24 protein-coding genes and 1 pseudogene are annotated in these 26,881 nt (G+C 60.7%); 13 read left to right on the forward strand and 12 right to left on the reverse strand.

The features are described from left to right. The 10 genes from FHX09_RS28090 to FHX09_RS28135 all read left to right on the forward strand — a co-directional run. Positions 1-993: SDR family oxidoreductase (locus FHX09_RS28090; protein WP_246699528.1), on the forward strand; the 993-nt coding region annotated here is incomplete at its 5' end. Between the two features lie 38 nt (positions 994-1,031). After that, positions 1,032-1,811, forward strand: a complete 780-nt coding sequence (locus FHX09_RS28095) for a cephalosporin hydroxylase family protein (protein WP_132589245.1) — start codon at positions 1,032-1,034, stop codon at positions 1,809-1,811. An 11-nt stretch (positions 1,812-1,822) separates the two neighbouring features. Next, entirely contained in the window at positions 1,823-2,590 is a 768-nt protein-coding gene (rfbF, locus tag FHX09_RS28100; RefSeq protein ID WP_007799070.1) for a glucose-1-phosphate cytidylyltransferase, read from the forward strand. Next, a complete protein-coding gene (gene rfbG / locus FHX09_RS28105) occupies positions 2,587-3,657 on the forward strand; it encodes a CDP-glucose 4,6-dehydratase (RefSeq protein WP_132589244.1) in 1,071 nt (356 codons plus the stop codon). Before rfbF ends, rfbG begins: the two co-directional genes overlap by 4 nt. Before the next feature lie 4 nt (positions 3,658-3,661). Next, positions 3,662-4,891, forward strand: a complete 1,230-nt coding sequence (locus FHX09_RS28110) for a class I SAM-dependent methyltransferase (protein ID WP_132589243.1) — start codon at positions 3,662-3,664, stop codon at positions 4,889-4,891. 611 nt (positions 4,892-5,502) lie between these two features. Next, the gene (locus FHX09_RS28115; protein WP_132589242.1) at positions 5,503-7,083 is read left to right on the forward strand and encodes a peptide ABC transporter substrate-binding protein; all 1,581 of its coding nucleotides are present in this window, start codon (positions 5,503-5,505) and stop codon (positions 7,081-7,083) included. A gap of 48 nt (positions 7,084-7,131) precedes the next feature. Then, positions 7,132-8,055 (forward strand): ABC transporter permease subunit, encoded by a 924-nt coding sequence (locus tag FHX09_RS28120; RefSeq protein WP_007799079.1) that lies wholly within the window; start codon positions 7,132-7,134, stop codon positions 8,053-8,055. Next, positions 8,052-8,969, forward strand: coding sequence for an ABC transporter permease subunit (locus FHX09_RS28125; protein ID WP_007799080.1), 918 nt, complete (start codon positions 8,052-8,054; stop codon positions 8,967-8,969). The genes FHX09_RS28120 and FHX09_RS28125 overlap by 4 nt, the downstream gene beginning before the upstream one ends. A gap of 1 nt (position 8,970) precedes the next feature. Continuing rightward, on the forward strand, positions 8,971-9,978 hold the full coding sequence (locus FHX09_RS28130) for an ABC transporter ATP-binding protein (protein ID WP_007799081.1): 1,008 nt from the start codon (positions 8,971-8,973) through the stop codon (positions 9,976-9,978). Further along, on the forward strand, positions 9,971-10,954 hold the full coding sequence (locus FHX09_RS28135; protein WP_132589241.1) for an oligopeptide/dipeptide ABC transporter ATP-binding protein: 984 nt from the start codon (positions 9,971-9,973) through the stop codon (positions 10,952-10,954). The genes FHX09_RS28130 and FHX09_RS28135 overlap by 8 nt, the downstream gene beginning before the upstream one ends. A gap of 51 nt (positions 10,955-11,005) precedes the next feature. On the opposite strand, the gene FHX09_RS28140 is transcribed toward FHX09_RS28135, so the two are convergent. The 8 genes from FHX09_RS28140 to FHX09_RS28175 all read right to left on the reverse strand — a co-directional run bounded on the left by FHX09_RS28140 (position 11,006) and on the right by FHX09_RS28175 (position 19,704). After that, complete coding sequence (locus FHX09_RS28140) at positions 11,006-12,034, reverse strand: trans-3-hydroxy-L-proline dehydratase (RefSeq protein ID WP_132589240.1); 1,029 nt, start codon at positions 12,032-12,034, stop codon at positions 11,006-11,008. 9 nt (positions 12,035-12,043) lie between these two features. Then, on the reverse strand, positions 12,044-13,735 hold the full coding sequence (locus tag FHX09_RS28145; protein WP_184450984.1) for an aconitase X: 1,692 nt from the start codon (positions 13,733-13,735) through the stop codon (positions 12,044-12,046). An 88-nt stretch (positions 13,736-13,823) separates the two neighbouring features. Beyond that, positions 13,824-15,074: an FAD-dependent oxidoreductase gene (locus FHX09_RS28150; RefSeq protein ID WP_132589238.1), complete on the reverse strand. Its 1,251-nt coding sequence runs from the start codon at positions 15,072-15,074 to the stop codon at positions 13,824-13,826. 7 nt (positions 15,075-15,081) lie between these two features. After that, entirely contained in the window at positions 15,082-15,804 is a 723-nt protein-coding gene (locus FHX09_RS28155) for an amino acid ABC transporter ATP-binding protein (protein ID WP_007799092.1), read from the reverse strand. Continuing rightward, positions 15,797-16,450, reverse strand: coding sequence for an amino acid ABC transporter permease (locus FHX09_RS28160; protein ID WP_132589237.1), 654 nt, complete (start codon positions 16,448-16,450; stop codon positions 15,797-15,799). Before FHX09_RS28160 ends, FHX09_RS28155 begins: the two co-directional genes overlap by 8 nt. A gap of 12 nt (positions 16,451-16,462) precedes the next feature. Then, positions 16,463-17,128: an amino acid ABC transporter permease gene (locus tag FHX09_RS28165; protein ID WP_132589236.1), complete on the reverse strand. Its 666-nt coding sequence runs from the start codon at positions 17,126-17,128 to the stop codon at positions 16,463-16,465. A 69-nt stretch (positions 17,129-17,197) separates the two neighbouring features. Then, positions 17,198-18,004 (reverse strand): transporter substrate-binding domain-containing protein, encoded by an 807-nt coding sequence (locus tag FHX09_RS28170; protein WP_132589235.1) that lies wholly within the window; start codon positions 18,002-18,004, stop codon positions 17,198-17,200. A gap of 182 nt (positions 18,005-18,186) precedes the next feature. Continuing rightward, complete coding sequence (locus FHX09_RS28175) at positions 18,187-19,704, reverse strand: aldehyde dehydrogenase (NADP(+)) (protein ID WP_184450986.1); 1,518 nt, start codon at positions 19,702-19,704, stop codon at positions 18,187-18,189. A gap of 150 nt (positions 19,705-19,854) precedes the next feature. Between FHX09_RS28175 and FHX09_RS28180 the strand changes: the two genes are divergently transcribed. Next, positions 19,855-20,892 carry an Ldh family oxidoreductase gene (locus FHX09_RS28180; RefSeq protein WP_132589233.1) on the forward strand — a complete coding sequence of 346 codons (1,038 nt, stop codon included), beginning with the start codon at positions 19,855-19,857 and terminating at the stop codon, positions 20,890-20,892. 74 nt (positions 20,893-20,966) lie between these two features. On the opposite strand, the gene FHX09_RS28185 is transcribed toward FHX09_RS28180, so the two are convergent. Then, complete coding sequence (locus FHX09_RS28185; RefSeq protein ID WP_132595309.1) at positions 20,967-21,929, reverse strand: dihydrodipicolinate synthase family protein; 963 nt, start codon at positions 21,927-21,929, stop codon at positions 20,967-20,969. Between the two features lie 125 nt (positions 21,930-22,054). Further along, on the reverse strand, positions 22,055-22,759 hold the full coding sequence (locus FHX09_RS28190; protein ID WP_007799107.1) for a GntR family transcriptional regulator: 705 nt from the start codon (positions 22,757-22,759) through the stop codon (positions 22,055-22,057). Between the two features lie 273 nt (positions 22,760-23,032). Here FHX09_RS28190 and FHX09_RS28195 point away from each other — a divergent pair, with 273 nt between their 5' ends. Continuing rightward, positions 23,033-23,557 carry a hypothetical protein gene (locus FHX09_RS28195; protein WP_245505608.1) on the forward strand — a complete coding sequence of 175 codons (525 nt, stop codon included), beginning with the start codon at positions 23,033-23,035 and terminating at the stop codon, positions 23,555-23,557. A 198-nt stretch (positions 23,558-23,755) separates the two neighbouring features. Here the strand turns inward: FHX09_RS28195 and istB are convergent, their stop codons facing one another. Both istB and istA read right to left on the reverse strand, forming a co-directional pair. Then, entirely contained in the window at positions 23,756-24,511 is a 756-nt protein-coding gene (istB, locus tag FHX09_RS28200; protein ID WP_132595323.1) for an IS21-like element helper ATPase IstB, read from the reverse strand. A 12-nt stretch (positions 24,512-24,523) separates the two neighbouring features. Further along, positions 24,524-26,059, reverse strand: a complete 1,536-nt coding sequence (istA, locus tag FHX09_RS28205; protein ID WP_132595325.1) for an IS21 family transposase — start codon at positions 26,057-26,059, stop codon at positions 24,524-24,526. 159 nt (positions 26,060-26,218) lie between these two features. On the opposite strand from istA, the pseudogene FHX09_RS28210 reads away from it, so the two are divergent. Beyond that, positions 26,219-26,551, forward strand: a pseudogene (locus FHX09_RS28210) (HAMP domain-containing protein); the annotation flags it as partial. Positions 26,552-26,881 lie beyond the last annotated feature (330 nt).

Raw genomic sequence — 26,881 nt, forward strand, 5'->3', positions numbered from 1 at the left:
TACTTCCATCCTATCGGGGAACAACCACCTGCTCTTCAAGAGCGTGACCACTTCTGGCCATCAGGGGCGACTCGCTCCCGCGATTACCCCATGTGTGATCGCAGCCGGATCATTGGTTCGCGGCGAAGTGGCGCCGTTTACCGTTTGCGCGGGCAATCCGCTGAAGGTCGTGGGGCAGCGAAATTGAACTTTACCATTCTGGGAGGAACTGGCTTTGTCGGCAGCCACGTGGCGCGCTACCTCACAGGATTGGGGCATACTGCTCTCGTGCCCGATCGCTCCCAGTCCCTGGTGGATGCCTGCAATGGGGCGCACGTTATCTACGCCATCGGCCTAACGGCGGATTTTCGAGAGCGGCCGTTTGACACAATTGAAGCGCATGTCAGCGTCGCAGCGGACCTCCTCAGGCAGGCGGACTTCAAGTCATTCCTTTATCTTTCCTCCACGCGCGTTTACGTCCGCAGTTCGGATACATCGGAGGATAGGTCGCTTTCAGTTTTGCCCGAGGATCCATCCGACCTTTACAACATTTCGAAGCTGGCCGGTGAGGCGGTATGCTTGGCCAGCGGACGAACCAACGTTCGGATCGCACGGCTATCCAATGTGGTGGGGCCGCAAACTGCAGCGACAGAGAGCTTCGCAGGCGCTCTGTGCCGCGAAGGAGCAAGTGGCCATATCCAGCTCAAGACCGACCTCAACTCCTCCAAAGACTACATCTGGATAGACGATGTTGCGGCTCTATTGCTCCGCATCAGCCTGGCAGGGCGGCACAAGATCTACAATGTCGCAAGTGGCATGCAGATCAGTCACGCCCAATGGATCTCAGCAATCTCGACACAGACCGGTTGCTCTTTTTCGGTAGACGACAACGCTCCCATGAGCAGCTTCCCGCCAATTGCTACGAGTCGCATACGCGAGGAGTTTGACTTTCACCCACAACCCGTGTTGCAGCGGATTTCGACGATTCTGGAACATTCGTCCGCAACATTTTAGGATCCGCGCACGAACACGGCGGCAACAGAGGATTTCATATGGATCCCATCAAGCAATTCATGGACGAGCGAGCAGCAACAGCTGCCACCTACAACGCAGACGTCGACTTCCAGAAGGCATCCCGCCATTGGCGCGAACTGTCTATGGATAAGCGTTATGTCTATAACTTCGATTGGTTGGGCCGCCCGATCATCCAGTACCCGCAGGATATCCAGGCAGTGCAGGAGTTGGTCTGGCGCACGCGGCCAGACCTCATCATCGAAACCGGCATTGCGCATGGCGGCTCGCTGGTTCTGAGTGCTTCGCTCCTCGCAATGCTTGACATGTGTGACGCGATCGCCACGGGAGCTACGATCGACCCGAAGGTATCAAAGCGGAAGGTCATCGGCATCGATATCGACATCCGTGCCCATAACAGGGCGGCGATCGAAGCTCATCCGATGTCCAGCAGAATTTCGATGCTGCAGGGCTCGTCGATTGCCCGTGACGTCGTCGATCAGGTCAAGGCGATGGCACGCGGCTACGAACGCGTAATGGTCTGCCTCGATTCGATGCACACTCATGAGCATGTTCTGGCGGAACTCGAAGCCTACGCGCCGCTCGTTACCCCCGACTGCTACTGTGTCGTTTTCGATACCTTCGTCGAAGATCTGCCGCCAGGCTTTTTTGCCGATCGTCCTTGGAATGTCGGCGATAATCCGAAAACGGCTGTACACACCTATCTCAAGTCGCATTCGGAATTCGAGATCGATCGCGACTTTGAAAGCAAACTGATGGTAACTGTCGCGCCGGATGGTTTTCTTCGGCGTCGAGCCTAGGTAACACTGCTATGAAGATCGTCATTCTCGCGGGTGGATACGGTACCCGCATTTCCGAAGAGAGCCACCTGCGACCGAAGCCGATGATCGAGATCGGGGGGCGACCGATTCTTTGGCACATCATGAAGATCTACAGCCATTTCGGCTTCAACGATTTCGTGATCTGCCTTGGCTATCGCGGCTACATGATCAAGGAATACTTCGCCAACTACATCCTGCATTCGGCGGACGTGACCTTCGACATGGAGCGCGGCGAGACCACCTATCACGCCACCAAGGCCGAGCCTTGGCGCGTGACGCTTGTGGAAACAGGCGAGGGTTCGATGACCGGCGGACGCCTGAAACGTGTCGCCAACTATCTCGATGATACGTTTTGTCTGACTTATGGCGACGGCGTTGCCGATGTCGACATCAAGGCGTTGACCGAATTCCACCGAAGCCACGGACGCGAGGCAACGGTGACCAGCGTCGTGCCCCCCGGACGCTATGGCGCGCTGCTGACCGAGGGCGGGCAGGTCAAGAGCTTCACCGAGAAGCCAGCAGGCGACAACGGACGCATCAATGGCGGTTTCTTCGTGCTCAACCGCACGGTGCTGGATCGCATCGAGGGAGATCTCATTCCGTTTGAGGGTGCGCCGCTTGAAGGACTTGCCAGCGACGGCCAGTTGATGGCCTTCCCGCATGACGGCTTCTGGCGCCCAATGGATACGCTGCGGGACAAGAACCAGCTCGAGGAGCTCTGGCAGAGCGGCCATGCGCCGTGGAAAGTCTGGTCATGAGCCGGCTGCCGGATCAGCGTTTCTGGTCAGGCAAGCGCGTCTTCCTGACAGGCCATACCGGCTTCAAGGGGACGTGGGCGCGGATATGGCTTGCACGGCTTGGCGCTGAGGTAACAGGCTATGCGCTCGCGCCGGCGGCGACACCATCGCTGCATGCACTGGCAGGCCCCGCCGGACTGGCTGCCGAAACGATCGGCGATATTCGCAACGGAACGAGGCTCACGGAGGCGCTCAGCGAGTGCAATCCCGATATCATCCTGCATATGGCCGCGCAGCCGCTGGTGCGACGCAGTTATCTCGAGCCGGTTGATACGTTCGATGTCAACGTCATGGGAACGATACGCCTGCTCGAGGCAGCGCGTCCGCTAGAGGCGCTTAGGGCCATCCTCGTCGTGACGACCGACAAGGTCTACAGCAACGACGAAAGCGGACGGCATTTCGTCGAAACGGATCGACTTGGCGGGCATGACCCCTACTCCGGCTCGAAGGCCGCAGCCGAGATCGCTACCGCGACCTATCGGGATTCCTTTTTCCACCAGAAGGGAGTGCATGTCGGCACGGCACGCGGCGGAAACGTGCTCGGCGGCGGCGACTTCTCGGAGAACCGCCTGGTTCCCGACATCGTCCGCGCCGCCATTGCCGGACAGATTCTTGATATCCGCAGCCCACTTGCAACGCGCCCATGGCAGCATGTGCTCGATTGCCTAAACGGCTATTTCCTGTTCTGCGAGGCCCTGTATGCCGGCACGGCATCGGCAGACGCGCTTAATTTCGGCCCATCGCCCGGCGAAGCTCAAATCCCCGTCGGCGTTGTCGCCTCATCGGTCCAAGCAGCCATGGGGCTCGGACAGAACTGGCAGGACACCTCGGCGTCAGACAAGCCGCGAGAGATGCATGCGCTTGGTCTCGATCCTGCCGAAGCCTATCGCTGCCTGGCGTGGCGGGCAAGGCTGAGCCAAGCCGAGGCGATAGACTGGGCTGCACGCTGGTACGATCAATGGCGCCGGGGCGAAGACGTGTTCTCGCTCGTCGCGGGCCAGATTGATGCTTTCACGAAAGGCTCCTAACCACATGTCTCACCAATGCCGTTTCTGCTCAGCGCCGCTGACGACCGTTGTCGCGGATCTTGGATCGACACCGTGGTCCAACTCCTTTCTGCCGGACGCGGCAGCGATCGCCAAAGAGCGCGCGTTCCCGTTGAAGGTCATGGTCTGCTCGGAGTGCTTTCTGGTCCAGACGACCGAGAACGTGCCGGCGGACGAAATCTTCAACGCCGACTACGCTTACCTCTCTTCGTTCTCGACCAGCTGGCTCGAGCATGCCAAGCGCTATGCCGAGATGATGACGGAACGCTTCGGACTTTCGGCGGATTCGACCGTGGTCGAAGTCGCGTCGAATGACGGCTATCTCCTGCAATATTTCGCAGCCAAAGGCATCTCGGTGCTCGGCGTGGAGCCGGCCGCCAACGCTGCGAAGATCGCGGAAGCCCGCGGCGTGGCGACCAAGGTGGCCTTCTTCGGCAGGGAAACCGCTAAGGCGCTGGTCGAGGGCGGCGTACGCGCCGACGCGACGGCCGCCAATAATGTCCTCGCGCACGTGCCTGATATCGCCGATTTCGTCAGTGGTTTTGCGATCCTATTGAAGCCGGACGGCGTCTCGACATTCGAATTCCCGCATCTTCTGACGATGATCGATGGCATCCAATTCGACACGATCTATCACGAACATTACTCATACATGTCGCTGCTCGCGGTCGAGCGCATTTTCGGCGCCTGCGGGCTGAAGGTCTTCGATGTCGAGGAAATTCCGACGCATGGCGGTTCGCTGCGCATCTTCGCTCAAAAGGCGGAAGGCACCCGCGCTGTGACGGACAGGCTGCTTGCGCTCCGTGCAAAGGAAGAGGCTTTCGGCCTCAAGGAGATGGCGACCTACGAACGGTTTGGTACCCGGATCGAGGGTGTGTGCGAGGCGTTCAAAGACTTCCTTCGTCGTGCGAAGGCCGAAGGCAAAACGGTCGCCGCCTATGGCGCCGCAGCCAAGGGCAACACGTTCCTGAACGTCTGCGGCGTCAGCGCCGACGACATCGCCTTTGTCGTCGATCGCAGCGACATCAAGCAGGGCAAGTTGTTGCCGGGAAGCCATATTCCTGTCTATGCGCCGAGCCATATCGAAGTCGCAAAGCCGGACTATCTCGTTATCCTGCCCTGGAATCTTACAGAAGAGATCGTCAGATCGAACGACTACATCCGAGCATGGGACGGACGTTTCGTGGTGGCGATCCCGACGCTGCAGATTCTTTGAGATTGGCGTAGAGCGATGCTGACCAGCATCGCTCTACTTTTCCAGGCTCACACGCCCTGTCCTACAGAAGGGCTTTTTTAAACCTGCCGTCAACGACGTGGAGCTCAGGTGCGGGTATCGTTCGGACGGCGCCTGGTTCATAGACAGGCTGGGCCTTGTTCGGATCATGATTCTCTGAGTCCCTTTGGATGATTTTGGCCTGGTCTCTCATGGGACCTCCGGGGACAACGCAACATTTCAAAAATCGATGGCGACCACATGTCGCAAACAGCCGCCAAATGGACGCATTCGCCATTGATTTATCAATGCAATTCACCGCAAAGGCGTCAAAAGCTAAGCCGGCTAGAGTCAGTTTATTCAACCACCAATTGCTACTCGCGCAACACGCCCATTCGATCGAAATGCCTCGCTGCTGCGAAAAATCGCCCATTCTGGGGCCTGGTGATGGGATGGAGGCCAAAAATCACAGCCTCAGGAAGCGTCGTTCGCTCATTCATTTGGGGGCTTGCAACGCCAGACCTTTACGATAGGTTGCGCATTGACCTGAACGTAACTGGTCACGGGAACAAACGACTAATAAAAGGCGCAAAGCCTAGAAAGGTGGCCCCCAAATGAACTTCCTTACGAAAAAATTCCTGGCTTCAGCAGTGTTTGGCTCACTGCTGGCCGTGTCGGCGCATGCAGCGACGCTCAATATCCACAATGGTGGCGACCCGCAGTCGCTCGACCCCCAGAAGCTGTCGAGCGACTATGAGAACCGCATTGCAGGCGACATCTTCGAGGGCCTCGTAACGGAAGACCCGAAGGACGATCCAATCCCGGGCCAGGCCGAAAGCTGGACTGTCTCGCCGGACGGCAAGGTCTATACCTTTAAGCTGCGCGACGGTATCAAGTGGTCGGACGGCCAGCCGGTGACCGCTGGGGATTTCGTTTTCGCCTTCCAGCGCCTTCTCGATCCGAAGAATGCCGCGGAATACGCCTATCTGCAGTTCACGATCAAGAACGCGGAGAAGATCAACAAGGGCGAGATCACCGATTTCAGCCAACTCGGCGTCAAGGCGATCGACGACAAGACGCTCGAGATCACGCTCGAGAACCCGACGCCCTACTTCGTCAACTCGCTGATGCACTACACCGCCTATCCGTTGCCGAAGCACGTGGTCGAGGCGAAGGGCAATGACTGGGTCAAGATCGGCAACATCGTCACCAACGGTCCGTATAAGCCGACCGAATGGATCCCGGGCGCGTCCGTCACGACCGTCAAGAACGACCAGTACTACGGCGAGAAGGACCTGAAGATCGACGGCGTCAAGTTCTTCACCCTGGAAGACCAGGAAGCGGCTCTGAAGCGCTATCGCGCCGGCGAGTTCGACATCATGACCGACTTCCCGACCGATCAATACGAGTGGATGAAGAAGAACCTGCCGGGTCAGGCGCACGTCACGCCATTCCTCGCGAGCTACTACTACGTCCTCAATGCCACGAAGCCGCCATTCGACGACAAGCGCGTCCGTCAGGCCCTCTCGATGGCCGTCAACCGCGAAGTGATCGGCCCGAAGATTCTCGGCACCGGCGAACTGCCGGCTTACTCCTGGGTGCCGCCGGGAACGGCCAACTACGGCGATCCAGCCTATATCAGCTGGAAGGACATGCCATACAAGGAGAAGGTTGAAGAGGCGAAGAAGCTGCTTAAGGAAGCAGGTTTCGGACCTGACCACCCGCTGAAGGCACAGCTTCGCTACAACACCAACGACAACCACAAGCGCGTGGCGGTCGCCATCGCCTCGATGTGGAAGCCGCTCGGCGTTCAGATCGAGCTCTACAACACCGAAACCAAGGTGCATTACGACGAAATGCAGCATGGTCAGGTGGAGATCGGCCGCGCCGGCTGGATCGCGGACTATAACGATCCGGACAACTTCCTCGGCCTGCTCGTTTCCGGCGTCTCGATGAACTACGGCCGCTGGAGCAATCCGGAATATGACAAGCTGATCAAGGAGGCCAACGCTCAGACCGACCTGAAAACGCGCGCCGAGATCTTTAAGAAGGCTGAGCGGCTTGCGCTCGACGACACCGCCGCCATTCCGCTGTACTACTACGTCTCGAAGAATGTCGTCTCGCCGAAGGTTCAGGGCTTCGAAGACAATATTCAGGACATCCATCGCACGCGCTGGCTGTCGATCAAAGAATAAGGAACGCCGGCCCTTCCCGCCTGCTGTGGGAAGGGCCGATCCAAAACCATGATCAAATACGCACTCCGTCGTCTGCTGTCGACGATCCCCGTCATGTGGATCGCCGTTACACTCAGCTTTTTTGTCTTGCGCCTTGCTCCCGGCGGCCCATTCGATGGCGAACGGCCATTGCCGCCGGTGATCCTGAAGAACCTCGCGGCTCACTACAATCTCGACAAGCCGCTGATCGACCAATACCTGATCTACCTATTCGACGTGTTGAAGGGCGACCTTGGGCCATCGTTTGCCAACGAAGACTTTACCGTTGCCCAGCAGATCATGATCGGCCTGCCCTACACGTTCACGATTGGTGGCCTCGCCTTCATCCTTGCCATCCTCATCGGCGTGACCGTCGGCTGTCTTGGGGCGCTTTATCAGAATAAGGCGCCTGACTATCTCCTCGGCCTGGTCATTCTCGTCGGCCTGGTTCTTCCGAACTTTCTGATCGCGCCCATCCTGCAGCTGATTTTCGGCATCCGTCTCGGCTGGCTGCCTGTCGGCGGATGGGGTGACGGCTCGTTCAAGTACCTCGTCATCCCGATCGTCGTGCTGGCATTGCCGCATGCGGGTCGCATCTCGCGCATGACCCGCGGCTCGATGATCGAAGTGATGAACCAGAACTACATCCGCACCGCCAAGGCCAAGGGCATCGGTCCGCGGTTGACCGTGATGCGTCACGCGCTGAAGCCTGCCATGATGCCGGTTGTTTCCTATCTCGGTCCGGCCGCGAGTTACCTCCTCACTGGTTCACTCGTTGTCGAGAGCATCTTCGGATTGCCCGGCATCGGCCGCTATTTTGTCAACGCAGCGTTGAACCGCGACTACGGCATGGTTCTTGGCACGGTCATCTTCTACATGGTCCTGATCGTCTTTCTGAACCTTCTCGTCGACATCGCTTATGCGTGGCTCGATCCGAAAGTGAGAAATCGATGATCCTCAATCCCGCAAAGAGAGAGCTGCTCGCGGCCGAACTTCTCGAGGCCGAAGGGCTCTCCCACAAGAGCCGCTCGCTGACCGGCGATGCCTTGCGTCGTCTTTCCCGCAACAAGGCAGCCGTCGTTGCCATTATTGTTCTCGTCCTCCTGATCCTGGCCGCGTTTCTGGGCCCGTACCTCATTCCGTTCGACTATGAGGAACCGGATTGGGCGGCTTTCCGGATGCCGCCTGATATGGAGAGTGGCCACTATTTCGGAACCGATCCGAATGGCCGAGACCTACTTGCGCGCGTGCTTTACGGCACCCGTGTTTCGCTGGCGGTTGCGGCGACCGCCACCATCGTTTCGGTGGTGATCGGCGTACTGTATGGAGCAGTCTCCGGCTATATCGGCGGCAGGCTCGATGCGATCATGATGCGCTTCGTCGATATCATGTATGCGCTGCCCTACATTCTCTTCGTGATCCTGCTGATGGTGGTGTTCGGCCGCAACGTCTACCTGCTGTTTGCAGCAATCGGTGCGCTGGAATGGCTGACCATGGCGCGAATCGTGCGCGGACAAACACTCTCGATCAAGCAGCGCGAGTTCATCGAAGCCGCCCGCGCGTCCGGTCAGAAGCCGTTCAAGATCATCCTCAAACACATCATTCCGAACCTCGTCGGGCCGGTCGTGATCTTTGCCGCGCTGACTGTCCCCGAAATCATCGCGACAGAGAGCTTCCTGTCCTATCTTGGCTTCGGCGTTCAGGAACCGCTGACCTCGCTCGGCACGCTGATCGCCGAGGGCACCGACGCCATGGAAAGCATGCCGTGGCTCTTGATCTTCCCGGCCTGTTTCCTCGTCGCCCTGCTGATGAGCCTGCTTTTCATCGGCGACGGCCTGCGCGACGCGTTCGACCCGAAGGATCGATAGAATGCAACAAGAAACCAAAAACGATACGCTTCTCGAACTGAGAGACTATTCAATCACCTTTGCGACGCCGGATGGCGAGGTGAAAGCCGTGTCGAACATGAACCTTTCGATCCGGCGCGGCGAGCGCGTGGCGATCGTGGGCGAATCCGGATCGGGCAAGAGCCAGACCTTCCTCGGCGTCATGGGGCTGCTCGCCAAGAACGGCCGCACCAGCGGCAAGGCGCTGCTCGAAGGAAAGGACGTGTTGGCGCTGAAACCGCGCGAGCTCGACCATCTCCGCGGAAAAGACATGGCCATGGTGTTCCAGGACCCCATGACGGCGCTCAATCCGTCGCTGCGGATTTCCCGCCAATTGACGGAACAGCTGGAAGTCCACCGCGGCTTTACGGCGCGGGCCGCCTCTGCCGAGGCGCTGGATATGCTCAAGCGTGTCGGCATTCCCGACCCGTCGCGGCGCTTCAACCTCTACCCACATGAGCTGTCAGGTGGCATGCGCCAGCGCATCGTAATTGCCATGGCGCTGCTGACCAAACCGAAGCTGCTCATCGCCGACGAACCGACGACGGCGCTTGATGTAACGATCCAGGCGCAGATCCTCGATCTCTTTAACGATCTGACGGCGGAAATGAACACGGCTCTTGTCATGATTACCCATGATCTGGGCGTCGTTGCGGGCCTCGCGGACCGGGTGGCCGTCATGTATGCCGGGCGGATCGTCGAGGAAGCGCCGGTCGACGAGCTCTTCGAGGTACCAGCGCATCCGTATACAGCGGCGCTGCACGCCTCGATCCCCCGGCCCGACCAGGACGTCGATCAGCTCGCCGTCATCCCCGGCCGCCCACCCAATCTTCAACACCTGCCGAAGGGTTGCAGCTTCTCGCCGCGCTGTCCCCTGGTGCAGAACGATTGCATCGACACGTCGCCGAAGCTCGAGATGCTGGCGCAAGGCCATTCCGCGGCCTGCTTTCATCCCTTCCCGCGCCGTGAGGAGGTTCTGAACCATGGCTGACCGATCGCTTTTGAGAGTCGAGAACCTCACCACCCAGTTCGAGATTGCGTCAAAGAGCTTTTTCAAACCGCCGACGCTGCTGACCGCCGTGAACAACGTCAGCTTCGACCTGAGAGAGGGCCGGACGCTCGGCATCGTCGGCGAGTCCGGTTGCGGCAAGTCGACGCTCGGCCGCTCGATCCTGCGTCTCCTGAAGTCGCAGAAGGGCCGCATCCTGTGGCAGGGGCGCAACCTACTCGACCTGTCGAACGAGGAAATGCGTGCCGCTCGCCGCGACATGCAGATCATCTTTCAGGATCCGATCGCCTCCCTCGACCCGCGTATGACCGTCGGCGACATTATTGCCGAACCGCTCACCGTCTTCGAACCGAAGCTCACGAAAGCGGAGCGGCTGGCACGCGTACGGGAAATCATGAGTGCCGTCGGCCTAGTGCCGGAGATGATCAACCGCTATCCGCACGAGTTCTCGGGTGGCCAGGCACAGCGTATTGGCATCGCCCGCGCTGTCGTGACGCGACCGAAGCTCATCATCTGCGACGAGCCCGTTTCGGCGCTCGACGTGTCGATCCAGGGGCAGGTGATCACCCTCCTGCGCAAGCTCCGGAAGGAATTCGGGCTGACGCTGATCTTCATCAGCCACGATCTTTCGGTTGTCCGGCTGATCTCCGACGACGTTCTGGTGCTCTATCTCGGCAAGGTGGTCGAGGCCGGTGATTGCGCCACCGTGTTCGACCGGCCAGCGCATCCCTACACACAGGCCCTCTTCTCGGCCGCACCGGTGCCCGACCCGAAGCTCGCGCGGAACCGTCAGCGCATCCGGCTTCAGGGCGATCCTCCCTCTCCGCTCAATCCGCCCCCGGGCTGTGTGTTTTCTCCGCGCTGCTGGAAGGCGACGGATATATGCCGCAAGGAAATGCCGTCAACGGAGCAGGTTCGGCCAGGGCAGACTGCTGCCTGCTATCACATGGATCGTTGAGCAAGCGAGTTCTGGAAAGAAGGCCCGCCGTCGGGCAGGCCTCCTTTACGTTCAGCGGGCGCCCCAGGTGTCGGTGAGGCGGTAGCCCTCCGGCCAGGGGTCCGATGGGTCGAGCATGTGCTGATGCGTGCCGGTGATCCAGGCGCGGCCGGAAATTTCCGGCAGGATGGCCGGGCGGCCGCCCACTTCCGTGGTGCCGACAATGCGGCCGGAGAAGGTGGAGCCGATCAACGAGACAGCCGTCAGACGATCTTCGAGCTTCATTTGACCACGCGCGTGCAGCACGGCCATGCGCGCCGACAGCGCCGTGCCGGTCGGCGAGCGGTCGACCTTGCCGGGCTGGATCGCAACCGCTGCGCCGGCACGCAGGCCCTCGGCGGTGCACTCTACGGGACCGGCGAAAAGGCAGAAGGAAAAGTGCTTCCAATCCGGATTCTCAGGGTGATGAAATCCGAGTGCGGCATTGGCGCCATTGGTGATGCGCACACCGAGCTTGGCAATATCATGCGCCTCGTCAGGCGACAGGCTGAAGCCCATAGCGGCCGCATCAACGATGACGAAACTATCGCCGCCATAGGCCGTGTCGACGGTCAACGTGCCCAGGCCCTCGACCTCCAGCTTCGCATCCAGCCGCTCCGCGAAACTCGGTAGGTTCTGTACGAAGATCCGCTCGGCCTTGCCGTTGTGGCACTCGGCACGTACGCGAACAAGGCCACCGGGGGCCTCCAGAGTGATCTCAGTGACCGGCTCCTGCATTGGCAGGATGCCGCTGTCCAGCAACACCGTGGACACGCAGATCGAATTCGATCCGGACATCGGCGGCGTGTCTTCCGGCTCCATGATGATGAAGGCGGCATCGGCATCGGGATGCTTTGGGGGCACCAGCAGGTTGACGTGACGGAAGACGCCGCCGCGCGGTTCGTTCAGCGCAAAATTGCGCAACGTCCCGTCCCGGGCGATCCAGCGGCTCTGCTCCCAGATCGTTTCCCCCGGAGGGGGCGTGACGCCGCCGACGATGACATCGCCCACCTCGCCTTCCGCATGGGCGGAAATCACATGGATGGTCTTGGTGCTGCGCATAATACCTCCTCAGGAAAGCCACTCGGGGAGCCGGGCGGCGACGCGGCCCGTCAGGGCCGCCGTGACGCAATCGGCAAGATTGGAAAAACGAACGGCCCGCCCCGAAAGTCCGGGACCGTAATGAGCATATTTGCCCGAATTCGTGATCAGGGCACGCGTGTGCGTCGGGAATAGCGGCTCGGAAATCGAGCACCAGCAAAGATCAGGCAAAACCTGCACGCCCGCTTCCTCCAGCCTGCCGAGCAGGCCTTCGTTGCGGGCATCACTGATGACCTGACGACCGGCTGTGACGATCACCGCGACGTCGGCATGCCGGCGGCGGCCAGCCAGAACCTCCGCCAAAGCGCGGCACTCGGACAAGGAGGCATGCGGGCTGCCGATAGCGACGAGTTCCACCTCTTCAGGCCCGCCATTCAGAACCGTCCAGGCCGCAGCCATGTCGGTGCGGGAGATCGATGCACGATCGGCATCGTCCCGCGCAGCGCCAGCAGCTTCGGGCGTAACACCTTCGACATGCAGCATGGGCGCCGCAGACGTGGTGCCGAAGGCGGCGCACAGAGCCTTGAGATCGTCCTGCGTCGGCTGGGCGGGGCCAAGACCGCGCAGAAGCGGAATGCGGTCCGGCGCCCTGCGACCCGCGAGATAGCCGATCAGCGGCCAGAAGGCGTCATCGACCTGTTCAGGCAGTTCGATATCGATGATCCGCCGAGCCTTCCGGTGCTCGTCAAGATAGACGCCGGAGAGCGGTGCGCGGGCCGTCAGCGCGATGCAGAGATCGAGGAAGTCGGGGTGCTTTGCCGTCCTCGCCCCGAGGACCGTGTTGGCGAAGATCACCGCGTTGGATTCCGCCCATGCAATGGATTCGCCCGCCCTTGGCGCGCTGTCGAGCAGGTAGGGCGAGCACGTGAAAGTCGGCCGACAGCCCATCCGGACATAGGCATCGGCGAGCCGCGCAGCCGGGGCGCCGAAGGTCGACGGTACGCCTTGCGTCTGCCAATTGGCACGATCCACGGAGATGGCGTTCATGGTTGTCGGTATGCGAACCCGCGCGCCCATATCGGCCATCTTCTCGGCAAACGTCAGATTTGCCGGGCTGGCGTAGATGCAGCCGTCGATGTGGCCCTGCATAACATCCACGAGCCCGTGCGCACCTTGCTGCTCCGCCATCGCACAGATGATGCGCATGGCCTGCTGCACGGCGATTCCCTGCCGTCCTTCAAGCATGGCGCGATCGGAAGCGGTGAGGTCGAGCGCAGCGGTCGCCGGCGGAGCAATCGGAATCTCCAACCCGTCAGCGACGACGGCCGTATCGCTGAGCACAGTGGTCTTCGCGCGGGCGAGCGCGGCGAAGGCTTCCGGCCCAAGCCGCAGGACGGGCAGCGGCTTGCCGAACATTTCCGACGCGATTAGCGCGCCGAGCGTCAGCACATCTTCGGCCTCGGAGAAAACCAAAGCCGCCGGTGCACGCCCTGTCAGTACAAGATCGAGGAGAACACCGGAACCCGTACAGGACCCGCGGCTCGACGGCATCATCACGATGCCACCGGTCAGGCAGGTCCCGTGAAGCGGGTGGTGCACGTCAATCACGCTGCCGGTCGCCGGGTCGACCCCACCCCAGAAGCTCAAGGCCTCCTTGGTGGCAATGACTGGACCTTTGGCGAAGCCGCCGAGAATGCTGCGATCGAGCGCGGACTGGTTCATTTCACGCGAAGCCTTGAGCGGAGAGAGGACTGGTCACCAACGGGGGCGTTGCGAACCAACATCGCGGTTGGCGCGCTTTTGGCCTTCGTCAGAATCTTTGCGGCGAGAAGGACGCGATGTCGATGGCGGGCTTCTTGCCTGTCAGCAGATCCGCGACGATCCGCGCGGTGCCTGCCGACTGCGTCAGGCCGAGGTGGCCATGACCAAAAGCATAGATCACCCGCTGCGTGTCGCGCGCTTGGCCGATGGCGGGCAAGCTGTCGGGCAAGGACGGGCGGAACCCCATCCACTGCACGCCGCCCTGGGGCTCCAGCCCGGGCAGGAAACTGCGCGCCTTCTCCAGCATCGCCTCTGGGCGACGGAAGTTCGGCGGAAGCTTGAGCCCTCCAAGCTCGACGGCGCCACCGACGCGGATACCCGTCGATAGCCGGGTAACGACGAAGCCGTGGCCACCGAACGTGATCTGCGTTCGCAGATCGAAAGCCTCGAGAGGAAGCGTGGTGTTGTAGCCGCGCTCCGTTTCGAGCGGAATGTTTTCGCCGATCGTGCGGGTCACTTGATGGGAAAAGGCGCCTGCCGACAGGACCACCCGCGCGGCACGTCGCGAACCGCCCCCGGTGCTCACAACATCGACGCCGCCCTCGACGGGACGCAATGCCGTTACCTCCGCGCGCTCAGTCGTGCCGCCCATGGCGCGGAAGTGATCCGCCAGGGCAAGTGTATAGAGCTTGGGATCGGCGATGGAATACCACCCGGGCGTGAAGGTGCCATGCGTAAAGCGCGGGGCGAGGCCGGGTTGGATCTCCGCGATCCCGGCCGCATCCAGGTGATGGAACTCGACGCCGTGCGCTTCCCGCGCCTTCCAGCCGGCGAGCGAGGCCCTCAATTCAGCTTCGCCCTCGTAGACCTGCAGATTGCCATCCTTCCGCAGCATGGCAGCGGTGCCGGTCTGCTGCAGGAACGGCTCAAGCTCCGCCTTCGAAAGATCCATCAGCGCTGTCTGCGCCGCTGTGGAATGGGCGACGCGGCCCGGCGCACAGGCGCGCCAGAACCGGAACATCCAGGGCGCGATCTGCAAGGCATAGGCGGGCGGTACCGACAGCGGCCCGAGCGGATCGAGCAACCACTTCGGCGCCTTCTTCAGAATGCCGGGCGAGGCAAGCGGCAGGATGTCGGTGAAAGCAAAGGCGCCGGCGTTGCCTGCCGATGCTCCGGCAGCGGGCCCCTCTCGGTCGAGTACGACCACCGAAAGCCCTCTTGCCTGCGCTGCGATCGCCGCGGATAGCCCAACGACCCCCGCGCCGATCACGATGACATCAGGTTGGGTTTGATTGTTCATCATAGCCTCAATGGGTGGCAGCAAGGAAAGCTTGCAGCTCCGGATGCTTCGGCGCGCCGAACAGCTCTTCCGGCGGAGCGATCTCGGCCATCACGCCCTTGTGGAAGAAGGCAACCCGGTCTGAAACCTCACGCGCGAACTTCATTTCGTGGGTGACGCATATCATGGTCATCCCCTCGGAGGCGAGCATGCGCAACGTGTCGAGCACTTCGCCAACCAGCTGCGGGTCAAGCGCCGAGGTGACCTCGTCGAACAACATGTATTCCGGCGACATGGCGAGCGCGCGGGCAATCGCCATGCGCTGCTGCTGGCCGCCGGACATGCGGTTCGGATAGACCTTGAGCTTCTCCCCGAGGCCCACGTGGGTGAGCTGCTTTACGGCGATCGCTTCGGCTTCGGCCTTGGAAAGACCGAGTACCTTGCGTGGCGCGAGCATGACGTTTTCCAGCACCGTGAGATGCGGGAACGCATTCCACTGCTGGAAGACGATGCCGAGCTTGCGACGGAGCTTGTTGAGGTCGGTGGACTTGGCATGCACGTCGGTCCCATCGACAACGATGCGGCCGCTGTCGATGCCTTCAAGACCGTTGATGCAGGTCAGCAGCGTCGACTTCCCCGAACCGGAGCCGCCGATGATGGTCAGCACCTCGCCCTTCGGGACAGTGAGGTTGATGCCCTTCAGCACCTCCAACGGGCCGAAGGATTTGCGGACGTTTTCAATCTCAATCATTGGGGGACCACCGTTTTTCGAGATACCCGCCAATCCGGGCGATAGGGAAGCTGATGATGAAGTAGACGGCGCCGCAGATCATCAGAATGAATAGCGGCTCCTGCAGCCGGGTCACGAGAATCTGCGACGCGCGCAGCAACTCGATCAGGCCGAGCCAGAGCACCAGCGCGGAATCCTTCATGACGCCGAGCGTCAGGCCGATCCAGGACGGCAGCGAAACGCGGGTAGCAAGCGGCGCAACAATATAGCGCATATCCTGCCACCAGGTCAGGCCGAGTGAGCGAGCCGCACGACGCGTGGTTGGTGGCACCGAGGAAATGCCGCCGCGCACGATCTCCGTGCAATAGGCGGCCGTATAGAGCGACAGCACCACGCAGGAAGTGGTGAACGGAGGCCAGCCAAGCCGCATGATCGACTGCAAAGCATTGCCGAGCACAAGCTGGATCAACAGAGGCACCGAGCGGAAGACGTCGAGCGCGAAGGTCAGCGGTGCCGACCAATAGGGTCCGAGTTCGACACGCATCGTCCCGAAAAGGATTCCGAGGACCGTTCCCGCAGCGACTGAAACGGCGGTGACTGCAAGCGTCATCCCCGCGCCCTGCGCCAGGAAGGCCAGGTCACCCCAGGTGAGGGCAGTGTTAAACATCTCTCACCTCTCTCAGTAGCGGAACATACGCCAGGCAAGCGCCCGGGCAGCAAGGGTCAGAAGCTTGGCGATGACGTAGTAGATCACGGCGGCCAAGGCGAAGAATTCAAAGGTGCGGAAGGAGCGCGCATTCAGTTCCTGCGTCACGCCGGCAAGGTCGGTGTTCATGCCGACGGTCACGCCGAGCGATGTCATCAGGACGGCCCAGACCATCTGGTTGGTCGCCGGCAGAAAGGCCACCCGCAGCATCTGTGGCAAGACAATCAGGCGAAAAGCCTGCATGGACGTCATGCCAAGCGAACGTCCGGCGCGTGTCTGCGTGTCTGGGATCGCGTTCAGGGCGCCGCGGAAATTCTCGGCCAGGTAACCGGCGTTGTTGAAAGCAATGCCAACCAGGAGCGCGGTGAACGGGGTGAGGTGAATGCCGAAGTTGCCGAGACCAAAATGGGTCATATAGATCTGGAACAGCGCTGGCGTGTTGCGCGCGATCTCGACCCAGGCGGTGGCGAAGCCACCAAGGATGCGGTTGCCGGATAGCCGGAACAAAGTCAGCGCGATCGCACAAACAAGCCCGATGATCATGGACAAGAGCGCAATCTGCAGCGTGACCAGCGCGCCGTCGAGCATTTGCGGCAATGCCTTGAGCGCCTGGTTCCAGTGGAAGGTGTAGTTGAACATGCCCGTCTCACCTTTTCATAAAGCTACGGCGCGAGGGATAACCTCGCGCCGTGGGAGAAACGGTCCGGATTAGCGGTAGACGCCGTTGACCGCGAGCGACGGGACGTCGCCGCCGACCCACTTCTTGTAAAGTTCGGCGTAGCGGCCAGTACGAACCTGCTGGTTGATGAACAGATTCAGGTAGTTGATCAGGCCGTATTCCTCGCGGTTGGCGAAAAGCGAGACGTAGTCGATGTCGAACGGGGCTTTGCCGACCACTGCGATGCCGGCGAACTTGCCGGTCTTGACGTTTGCCTGCGCAACCGTCGAGGTGGAAACGGTGGCATCGATCTGGCCCTGACTCAGCGCGAGGAAGACGTCTGCCTGCGTCTGATAAGGACGGAACTCGCCGGTGCCCCAGGCCTTGACCTGTTGCTCGAGCGCGATCGCTTCATAGGTGCCCGCCGTGGCGCCGACGACCTTGCCCTTCATGTCTTCGAAGGACTTAACGCCCGATTTCTCGTTGGCTGTAACTGCCATTTCGAACGCAAAGTAGGGAACCGTCATGCCGACGGTCTTGGCACGCTCAAGCGTGTCGGACGTGGAGGCAACGCCGATATCGACGCGGCCGGACATCAGTGCCGGAATGCGCTCGGGGAACGGTGTCTCAACGACTTCGGCTGTTACACCGAGCGCCTTGGCCAGATCGTTGCAATAGTCCACGTCGAAGCCGATCGGATTGTTGTTCTCATCGCGCGAACCCATCGGCGGGAAGTCCAGCACGACGGCGCAGCGCAGCGTGCCCGAGCCGATGATGTCGTCCAGCTTGTCGGCCTTGGCCGGGCTGGTCAGAAGGGTGGCGGCCAGAAGACCGAAGGCGAGGACCGAGGATTTCATTTTTTCTCTCTCCCAGAGTTGGATTGTCCATTGACAGCGAGGCGCACTATTCCCCGTCGGCGCGCGCAAATCAATGCTAAAATACATAAAGTATTCAAAAAGTATAAGTCAAATAGCGGTCATGTCGACAAAAATGGGCGGCCAAGTCGTGGCCGCCCTTGCTTTTCTACCCTTGATGGGAATCAGCCGAGGAAATCTTCCGGCAGAAGTCCTTCGGGCATGTTCTGGTACGAGACCGGGCGCAGGAAACGCCGGATCGACATCGTGCCGACGCTGGTGGCCCCGAAGTTCGTCGAAGCCGGATAGGGTCCGCCGTGAACCATAGAATCGACCACCTCGACCCCGGTCGGGAATCCGTTGACCAGTACGCGTCCTGCTTTGCGCTCCAGCACGGGGCGCAGACGGCGTGCGTCGGGAATGTCGCCTGCATCCATATGAATCGTCGCCGTCAACTGACCTTCGAAACCGCGAGCCAGTTGCTCCATCTCATCGATCGTCTGCACACGAACCACGAGGCCAAGCGGCCCGAAGACCTCTTCGCCTAGAGCGTGATCGGCGAGGAACTGTGCGCCAGTCGTCTCAAACAGGTTGGGAGCGGCCGAGCGGCCGGAGGATTCGCTGGTGAACAGGGACTTGACCGTGTTGCGAGTTGTAAAGCGCGCCTGCCCGTCCTGATAGGCCTTCGCGATCCCATCCGTCAGCATGGTCTGCGGCGCCACCTTGCCGAGTGCTTCGACTGTCGCGGCGATAAAGCGATCGGCATCAGCGCTCTCTGTCACCACGGCAATGCCGGGGTTGGTGCAGAATTGGCCCGCACCCATGGTCAGAGACCCCGCCCAGCCCTGGCCGAGCGTTTCGGCACGTGCCTTCAACGCTTCGGGCAGCAGGAACATCGGATTGACCGAGCCGAGCTCGCCAAAGAACGGAATAGGTTCCGGCCGCGCGGCGCAGAGATTAAAGAGTGCGCGCCCGCCGGCGAGCGAGCCGGTGAAGCCGACCGCCTTGATCCGTGGGTGCTGCACCAACGCATGGCCGACGTCGCGGCTGCCGCCCTGGATCAGCGAAAATACGCCCGGGTGGACACCTGTCCTGCGGATGGCCGCCTCGATAGCCTGCGCGACGATTTCGCCGGTCCCCGGATGCGCCGAGTGACCCTTGACCACAACAGGGCAACCCGCGGCAAGTGCTGCCGCAGTATCACCGCCGGCGGTCGAGAAGGCCAGCGGGAAGTTCGAAGCGCCGAAGACGGCGATCGGGCCGACAGGGCGCTGAATGAGCCGGATCTCCGGCCGCGGTGCGGGCTGGCGGTCGGGCAGTGCTGTGTCGCGGCGGCGGTCGAGATATTCACCCTTTTCGATATGGTCGGCGAAGAGCCGTAGCTGGCCGGTCGTGCGACCGCGTTCGCCCTGCAAGCGGGCTTCAGGCAGCCCCGTTTCCTGGCTACCGATCTCTGTGATTGCCTCGGCGCGAGCCTCGATCTCGTCAGCGATGGCGCGAAGGAACGCCGCCCGCTCTGCGCGCGTGGAGTAGCCGTAACTCCAGAACGCATCTTCTGCTGCCTCGCAAGCGCGATTCACCAAGTCGACCGTACCGACGGCGAACTGATGCACTGGACCATGCGCCGGCGCGGATGCAAAAGTACCCGCTCCGTCGAGCCATTCGCCCGCGACGAGGTGTTTTCTATTGGGAGTGAAGACCATCTGCGATTCCTTTCTTGAGAGCCCGGGGTGCTTTACGCGAAAATCCATCCGCAGGCGAATTGCGCACTCCGGATCTTTGTATACTCTATGTATTTATAACATCAACACTCGATCGCCATCGGCGGCCGGGCCATCCATGAGAGACACAAGATGAGCGATAACACCACCCTGACCGTCCCGGCCCTGCAGGAAAGGGTCAATGCGATTTTCCGCAACGCCGGCTTCAACGAGACCCAAGCCGGCGCACTCGCTCGCGTGATCGTGGCCGGGGAGCGGGATGCCTGCAAATCGCACGGTATCTATCGGATCGAGGGGGCTCTGCGTACCGTCAAGGCCGGCAAGGTGAAGCCGGATGCGGTGCCGGAGCTGCTGCTGCAGGAGGGCTCGGCCATTGTTAAGGTCAATGCCAAGGGCGGCTTTGCCAATCCGGCCTTCGAACTCGGCCTACCGGCCCTCGTTGAGCGTACCCGCTCCTGCGGACTTGCCGCACTCGTCATCAACGATTGCACGCATTTCTCCGCGCTCTGGTCGGAAGCGGAAGCGCTGACCGAACAGGGGCTTGCCGGCCTGGTCATGTGCCCGAGCTATGCGACCGTTGCGCCGACCGGCGGCAACAAGCCGCTGCTCGGCACCAATCCCTTCGCCTTTGCCTGGCCGCGCGTCGGCCAGCCGCCCTATGTCTTCGATTTTGCAACGTCTGTCGCTGCGCGCGGGGAAATCGAACTGCATCGGCGGGCCGGCAAGTCGTTGCCCGAGGGATGGGCGATCGATGCCGACGGTAATCCCACGACCGATCCGGAAGCTGCGCTTGCCGGCGCCATGTTGCCGTTCGGCGGACATAAGGGGTCGGCTATCGGCACGATGATCGAGCTGCTGGCCGGCATCATGATCGGCGACCTGACAAGCCCTGAGGTCCTGGACTACCTCGGCACAACGACGCTTGCCCCCTTCCACGGTGAGTTGATCATTGCCTTCTCCCCCGAAGCCTTCGCCGCCGGCCGGCCGGGCAATCCATTTGCGCGAGCAGAGACATTGTTCGAGGCGATCGTTGGTCAGGGCGCCCGCCTGCCCTCGCAGCGCCGCTATGTGGCGCGCGCAAAATCGGAGGCCGACGGCATCACGCTGACCGACGCCGAAATCAAGCAGCTCGAACGGCTTTTCGCGCTCGGTTTGGAGGCAGTGGCCTGAGCCACCGCCGATGATTGCCGATATGCAAAAAGGCCCTCCAAACGGAGGGCCTTTCGATTTGAAAGCTTTTGAAATCAGGCCTTGTACTTCTCAACGGCACCGGGGAGCCTGCTCCATTCGGCGTACCAGGTGTTGAAGAGCTTGAGCTGAGATTCGACGTAACCGCGCTGGCTGTCCGACAAGACATCCGTTTCGTTGAAGTGGAGCGTGTATTCCTTGTCTCCCTTCAACACCATCATGTGCTTGAAGAAGAGCACGAGGTCCGGGCCCTCGTCAAAGGAGGAGAGGACGGCCAGGGCCTGCTCGAGTTCGAGAGCCCGCTGGCGGGCATCCGCATCGCCGGAAGCTGCCGCCTGCGAAAGCTTGCACAGATGCAGCACTTCCTTCGGCAGCACGTTGCCGATGCCGGTGATGGCGCCGGTCGCACCGCAGTTCACGAAGCCGTGGAAGACGGCCGTGTCGACGCCGATCATCAGCGAAACACTATCATCGCGGCTGGTGATGTTCTCTGCTGCGTAACGCATATCAGCCGCGCCGCCGAACTCCTTGAAGCCGACGAGGTTCGGATGTTCGGCACGCAGCGCGAAGAACAGATCCGCGCGGGTGGCGAAGCCATAGTAGGGGCTGTTGTAAATGACTGCCGGAAGATCGGGAGCGGCAGCGAGGATTGCCTTGAAGTGCGCCTTCTGGGCGGCAATTGCCGAACCACGCGACAGGACGCGCGGGATGACCATCAGGCCCTTTGCTCCGACCTTCTGAGCATGAGCCGCATGCGCGACGGCAGATGCGCTATTGACAGCGCCGGTGCCGACGATGACCGGGATACCGGCCTTTACTAGACGCTCGACACCTTCCATGCGCTGCGCATCGGTCAGCAGCGGCCAGTCACCCATGGAGCCGCAGTAAACGACGGCCGACATGCCCTGGGCAATCAACTCCTGTCCCTTGCGAACGAGGGCGTCGAAATCGGGGGTACGATCCTCCTTGCAGGGGGTCATCAGAGCCGGAATTACACCGGAGAAAATCTTGGCCTTCATTGGGAAACTCCTGTTGCCTGGCGGGACGGACAGGGACAGTCGAGCGTCCAATGGCGCCGTCCCCGCGTCTTCGAAGGCGGTTATACCACTTGCATATTATTTGTCGACAAAAATTATGCAGCTGATCAAAGAGCGATATCCAACTTTCCGCCGCGCGCAAAAAGCTTCTGTATTTGCTGTACGATCTGCTCAGCATGGATTGTCGCCAAGCGGTCGGCGGCCTCACTGTCGCGCGCGGCGATAACAGCGATAATGTCCTCGTGCTCTTCGACGAAACGTTGCGGCAAGCGATCCTCATAAGACTGGTAATAGAGCCGCAGAATGCGCCGTCCTTCATCGAGAAGGCGATTGAAGAGGCCCGTGAAATAGGCGTTGCGTCCAGCCTCGGCGATGGCCGAATGGAAGGCGGCATTGGTGGCAATCATTGCCAAGGCGTCCTGTGCTGCCACGGCGGCAGCAAAATCAGCCTGATGTGCGCGGATCACCTGCAGATCCTCGGCGCGGTGATACTGGGCGGCTAGACGCGTGGTCACGCGATACATCAGCACCAAGGCATCGAAGAAGGTATGCATGTTAAGGAAATCGATGTTCGAGACCATGGTCGAACGATTGGGCAACGTATCTATCAGCCCTTCGCCCGCGAGCCGCACCAGCGCCTCGCGGATCGGTGTGCGCGACATCTTGAACCGCTCGGCCAACTGTACCTCATCGATCGGGCTGCCGGGCGGTAGAACCAGATCAAGGATCTCGTCGCGCAGGAGGTCATAGACCATCTTGACGCCAGAACCGCGCTTGCGTTCGGGAGTGGAATTCGTGTCGCTGTCAGTCATCTGGAATCCTTTTGTCGACAAAAGGAATACTTTTTCTTGCGCGTCGGATCAATAGTCGGCAACCCCGGCGAGCGAAGGCCAGGGCGTCGCGTCAAATAGACAAAAGGGCGGCGGTAACCATCGACAACGTGTTAGACTGCCGGCGACGCTTTCGCTAGCGCCAGCCATGCATTTCTACTGGCTAGTCTGAATTACGTGCTCATTTATCGCTCTAGTTTAGCATTGCAGGACGCCTACGCAGGCGAACCAACGTGTCGCGGAGCACTGGACAAGATGCGGATCAGCACGATCACCAACTGGGTATATGCCGTTACGGTTGTGCTCACTGTTCTCTCGGGCGGAGCCTTCATTTTGTCCGCCCACAGTGCCGTGCGTGAACGAGCCGCAGTGGAGACGCGGCAGCGGCTCGACGAACTTGTCGATCAGCTCGCCCTAGCAGCCGAACAGACCACCGAGGATGCTCGTCTGTTCGCGATGCGCAGAGAAGAGCGCCATCTTCAGGCATTTCGCGGCGCCCAGGGAGAGGAACGCGCTCGCGAAGAGGCAATCAAGGGCTTGAAGTCGACCGACCTATCGCCACCGGAGCTCTTTGCACTGCGCCGCCTGGAAACTGATGCGGAAGCATTGGACCAGATCGAGGAAAAGCGGTTGCTGACTACGGGGACCGCGATCGCGATCGCGTCCGGCAAACCCTTTTCGGACCGGAGCACGAACGCTTGCAGACCGACCTGCTCGCAAGCGTTCAGCATTTCATCGATCTTGTCGCAACCCGCCCCGCCGACGAGTTCGCTGGCGTAAGGGGCGCGCACCGATCTCTGGGACAACATAGCCAAATCCATGCTCAGGCTGCGTATTCCGATGAAGCCGGCCACCGATTCCGATTTGAAGCCGGCCAGTCATTCCGATTTCATTCCGGCCAGCGTTCCGATTTGAAGGCGGCCATTTCTCGGAGTGATCCTGGGTCTGTTGGATGTTTGGATCGGGTTTTGCTTCAGGTCAAGCGTGCGGTGTTTCAGGCACTATGGGCGAGCGCTGTTTTCGCATGCTTTCGCCAGTGAGATCGATGCGATAGGCGTTGTGCACGAGGCGGTCCAATATGGCATCGGCGAGCGTTGGATTTGCTATGATTTCCCACCAGCGATCCAGAGGCACCTGACTGGTGACGATCGTTGATCGACGCTCGTAGCGGTCTTCGATGATCTCGAGAAGATCACGCCGCTGATCATCGTTGAGTTTTTCCGGTCCCCAATCATCGAGGATCAGCAGGTCGGTCTTGGCGAGAGATTTGAGGATCCGACCGTATCGCCCGTCGCCCCTTGCAAGGGCGAGCGTGGCAAACAGCCTGGGAACGCGATGATAGGCGACGGAGAAATCCTCGCGGCATGCCTTATGGCCCAAGGCGCAGGCAAGCCAACTCTTGCCGACGCCGGCCGGCCCGGTGACGAGGAGGCTGTGATGCTTGCGGATCCAGTCGCAGCCGGCAAGGTTCATGAACAGGTTGCGGTCGAGACCACGTGCGGCACGAAAGTCGGCATTCTCGATCTGCGCGTCATGGCGAAGTTTTGCGGCCCTGGCGCGGGCTTCGAAGCGCTTCTGTCGGCGCATGGTAGCCTCTCGTTCGAGCAGAATGGCAAGCCATTCTCCATGCTCGAGGCCGCGCGCTTCTGATTGTGCGTCGAGTTCCTGGAAGGCGATGGCCATGCCGTGAAGGCCGAGTTCGCGCAGCATATCTATGGTGGGATTAATCAGCATTGGTGGGTCTCCTCAATGAAAGTAGTCAGGGCCACGCAGATTGGCATGGTCGACAATGGCGGTGGGTTCGGTGGAATGGCGTGCGGCTTTGTGATTGGCCAGAAGCGAAGCAATGCTCTTGCAGTTCAGCCCACCGATCTCGACGGCGCGTGCTGAAACGGCTTCGGCCCGATTGCGTTCGATGTCGCGAAACAGGCGCAGCACACCCAGGCATGTTCGAAAGCCCTGTTCGGGGTGCGGACGGCTGGCAAGGATTGCGATCACCAGGCCCTCTGTCTGTGGCCCGATGGATGCGGCCCAGCGCCGGAAACGATCCGGCGTCCACTCTGCATATCGTCTATGGGAACTGGGCATATGATCGGGGTCGGTTCCATGGCGAGGACCACCATAGCGACGCTGATGCACGGCGACGCGCTTGCCGCGGTGGAAGATCTCGATGGTGCGTGCCGTCGCCCTCAGATCGACCTGCTGGCGAATGAGATTGTGCGGCACGGAATAGAAGAAGGTCTTGAACTCGACATGGTAATCCGTCGACACACGGACCAGACGCCATTCGGCGAATTCGTAGTCTTCACCCGGAAGGCTGGCGAGCGCGGCACGTTCGACACTCTCAAATACTTGCCGCCGGGTGACGCCCAGCCGGCGCATGACGTGATCATTGATGCGATCAAGTGCTTGGCGAATGGCGGCATTGGCCTCAGCCAGTGAGAAGAAAGTCTGCTTGCGCAACCGTCCCAAAATGCAGGACTGAACAAAACGGACTCCGTTCTCAACTTTCGATTTGTCCCGCGGTTTTTTTGGCCGTGCCGGAAGAACGCCGACGCCATAATGGGATGCCATCATGCCGTAACTGCGGTTGATCTCAGGATCGTAGAAGCTGGCGTGGTTGACGCCCGACTTCAGATTGTCGGGAACGATCAGCCGGGGAACGCCTTCGAAGAAACGAAACATCCGGACATGCGAACCGATCCAATCAGGCAGCGTTTGTGTCCAGGTCGCCTCGGCATAGGTGAAGCTCGATGCACCGAGCACCGCCACGAAGATCTCTGCTTCACGGATCTCACCCGTCTTGCGATCAACGATCGGGATCTTCTTGCCGGAATAGTCCACGAAGACCTTGTCGCCGGCCGCATGCTCCTGGCGCATCGTCGGCGAAAGCCGTTGCTCGAAGCCTCTAAAAAGCTCACAAAAGCGGGAATAGCCGTAACCTTCGGGATGTGACCCACGATACTCCTCCCACAGGATGAGCAGCGTGACGCCAGGCTTTTTGAGCTCGACGGCAAGATCGGCCCAGTTGGGTTCGACGCGCCTTCTCGTGCCCTGTTTGATGCCGTTGCGAGCGAAGAGCTTGCTCTCGAGCGCATCGTCAGTGAGTTCGCCCGGCAAGGGCCAGCTCAATCCAATTGCTGCTGCACGCTGCAGATTATCCTGCACCGTACTGCGCGCTATTCCCAATACGACGGCAATCTCGCGGGAGCTGGTCCCGCTTCCGGCAAGTCGCAGCATTTGTCGTAACTGTCTCATGGTCAGCCTTCTCTTTGCCGGCATCAAAATCCCCTCGCTCATCACGAGGTATCGATGCCAAAAGTTGCTGACCCAGGAGGTAATCTTCAGTGCCGAAAACTGGCCGGTCTTTGATTGGAACGGTGGCCGGCTTCAAATCGGAATGGTGGCCGGTCTTTGATCGGATTGCCGGCCGGCTTCACGTCGGAATCCGCACTCAGGCTAGCCGCCGCCGTTTTCATCGGGGTTCTGTATTTTGTCTTGAAGCGTCGGGTTGCAACACCGCTGCTCCGAATGACCGGCATCGTCAATCGACTGGCGAAGCAGGACTACGACGTCGAGGTGCTCCCCGATAGTCGTCGCGACGAAATCGGGGAGATGAACGAGGCGATCCAGATCTTCCGAGACAATGGCCTCGAACGAGAGCGCCTGGATGCCGAGCGGCGCCGTGACCAGAAGACGAAGGACCACATCCTTCAAATGATACATCGGCTTCAGGCCTGCCAGCAACACGAGGAGTTCGCCGAGGTGGTCTCTCCAAAGCGGCAATACAATGAATCCGGCACAGCCCAGTTCGGCTGCGGCAACGATTCGCTTACCGTACAACAGGGCAAGGGCAACAGGGCAACGATGCAACCTGCACAAGGAAGTACCGCCTGCCGCTGGCCGCTGGCCAATTTCGGGGGCACCTCAAAAATGGGCCAATTTTGACGGATCACGGATCCGCGGCAACCGAAGCGGAGAAACGGCAAAAGCCCCGACCGGGGCTTTTTTTTTTGGATTGGCGGGATTGGTTGCGGGGGCAGGATTTGAACCTGCGGCCTTCAGGTTATGAGCCTGACGAGCTACCGGGCTGCTCCACCCCGC

The organism is Rhizobium sp. BK538 (assembly GCF_014197575.1).
Lineage (GTDB): Bacteria > Pseudomonadota > Alphaproteobacteria > Rhizobiales > Rhizobiaceae > Rhizobium.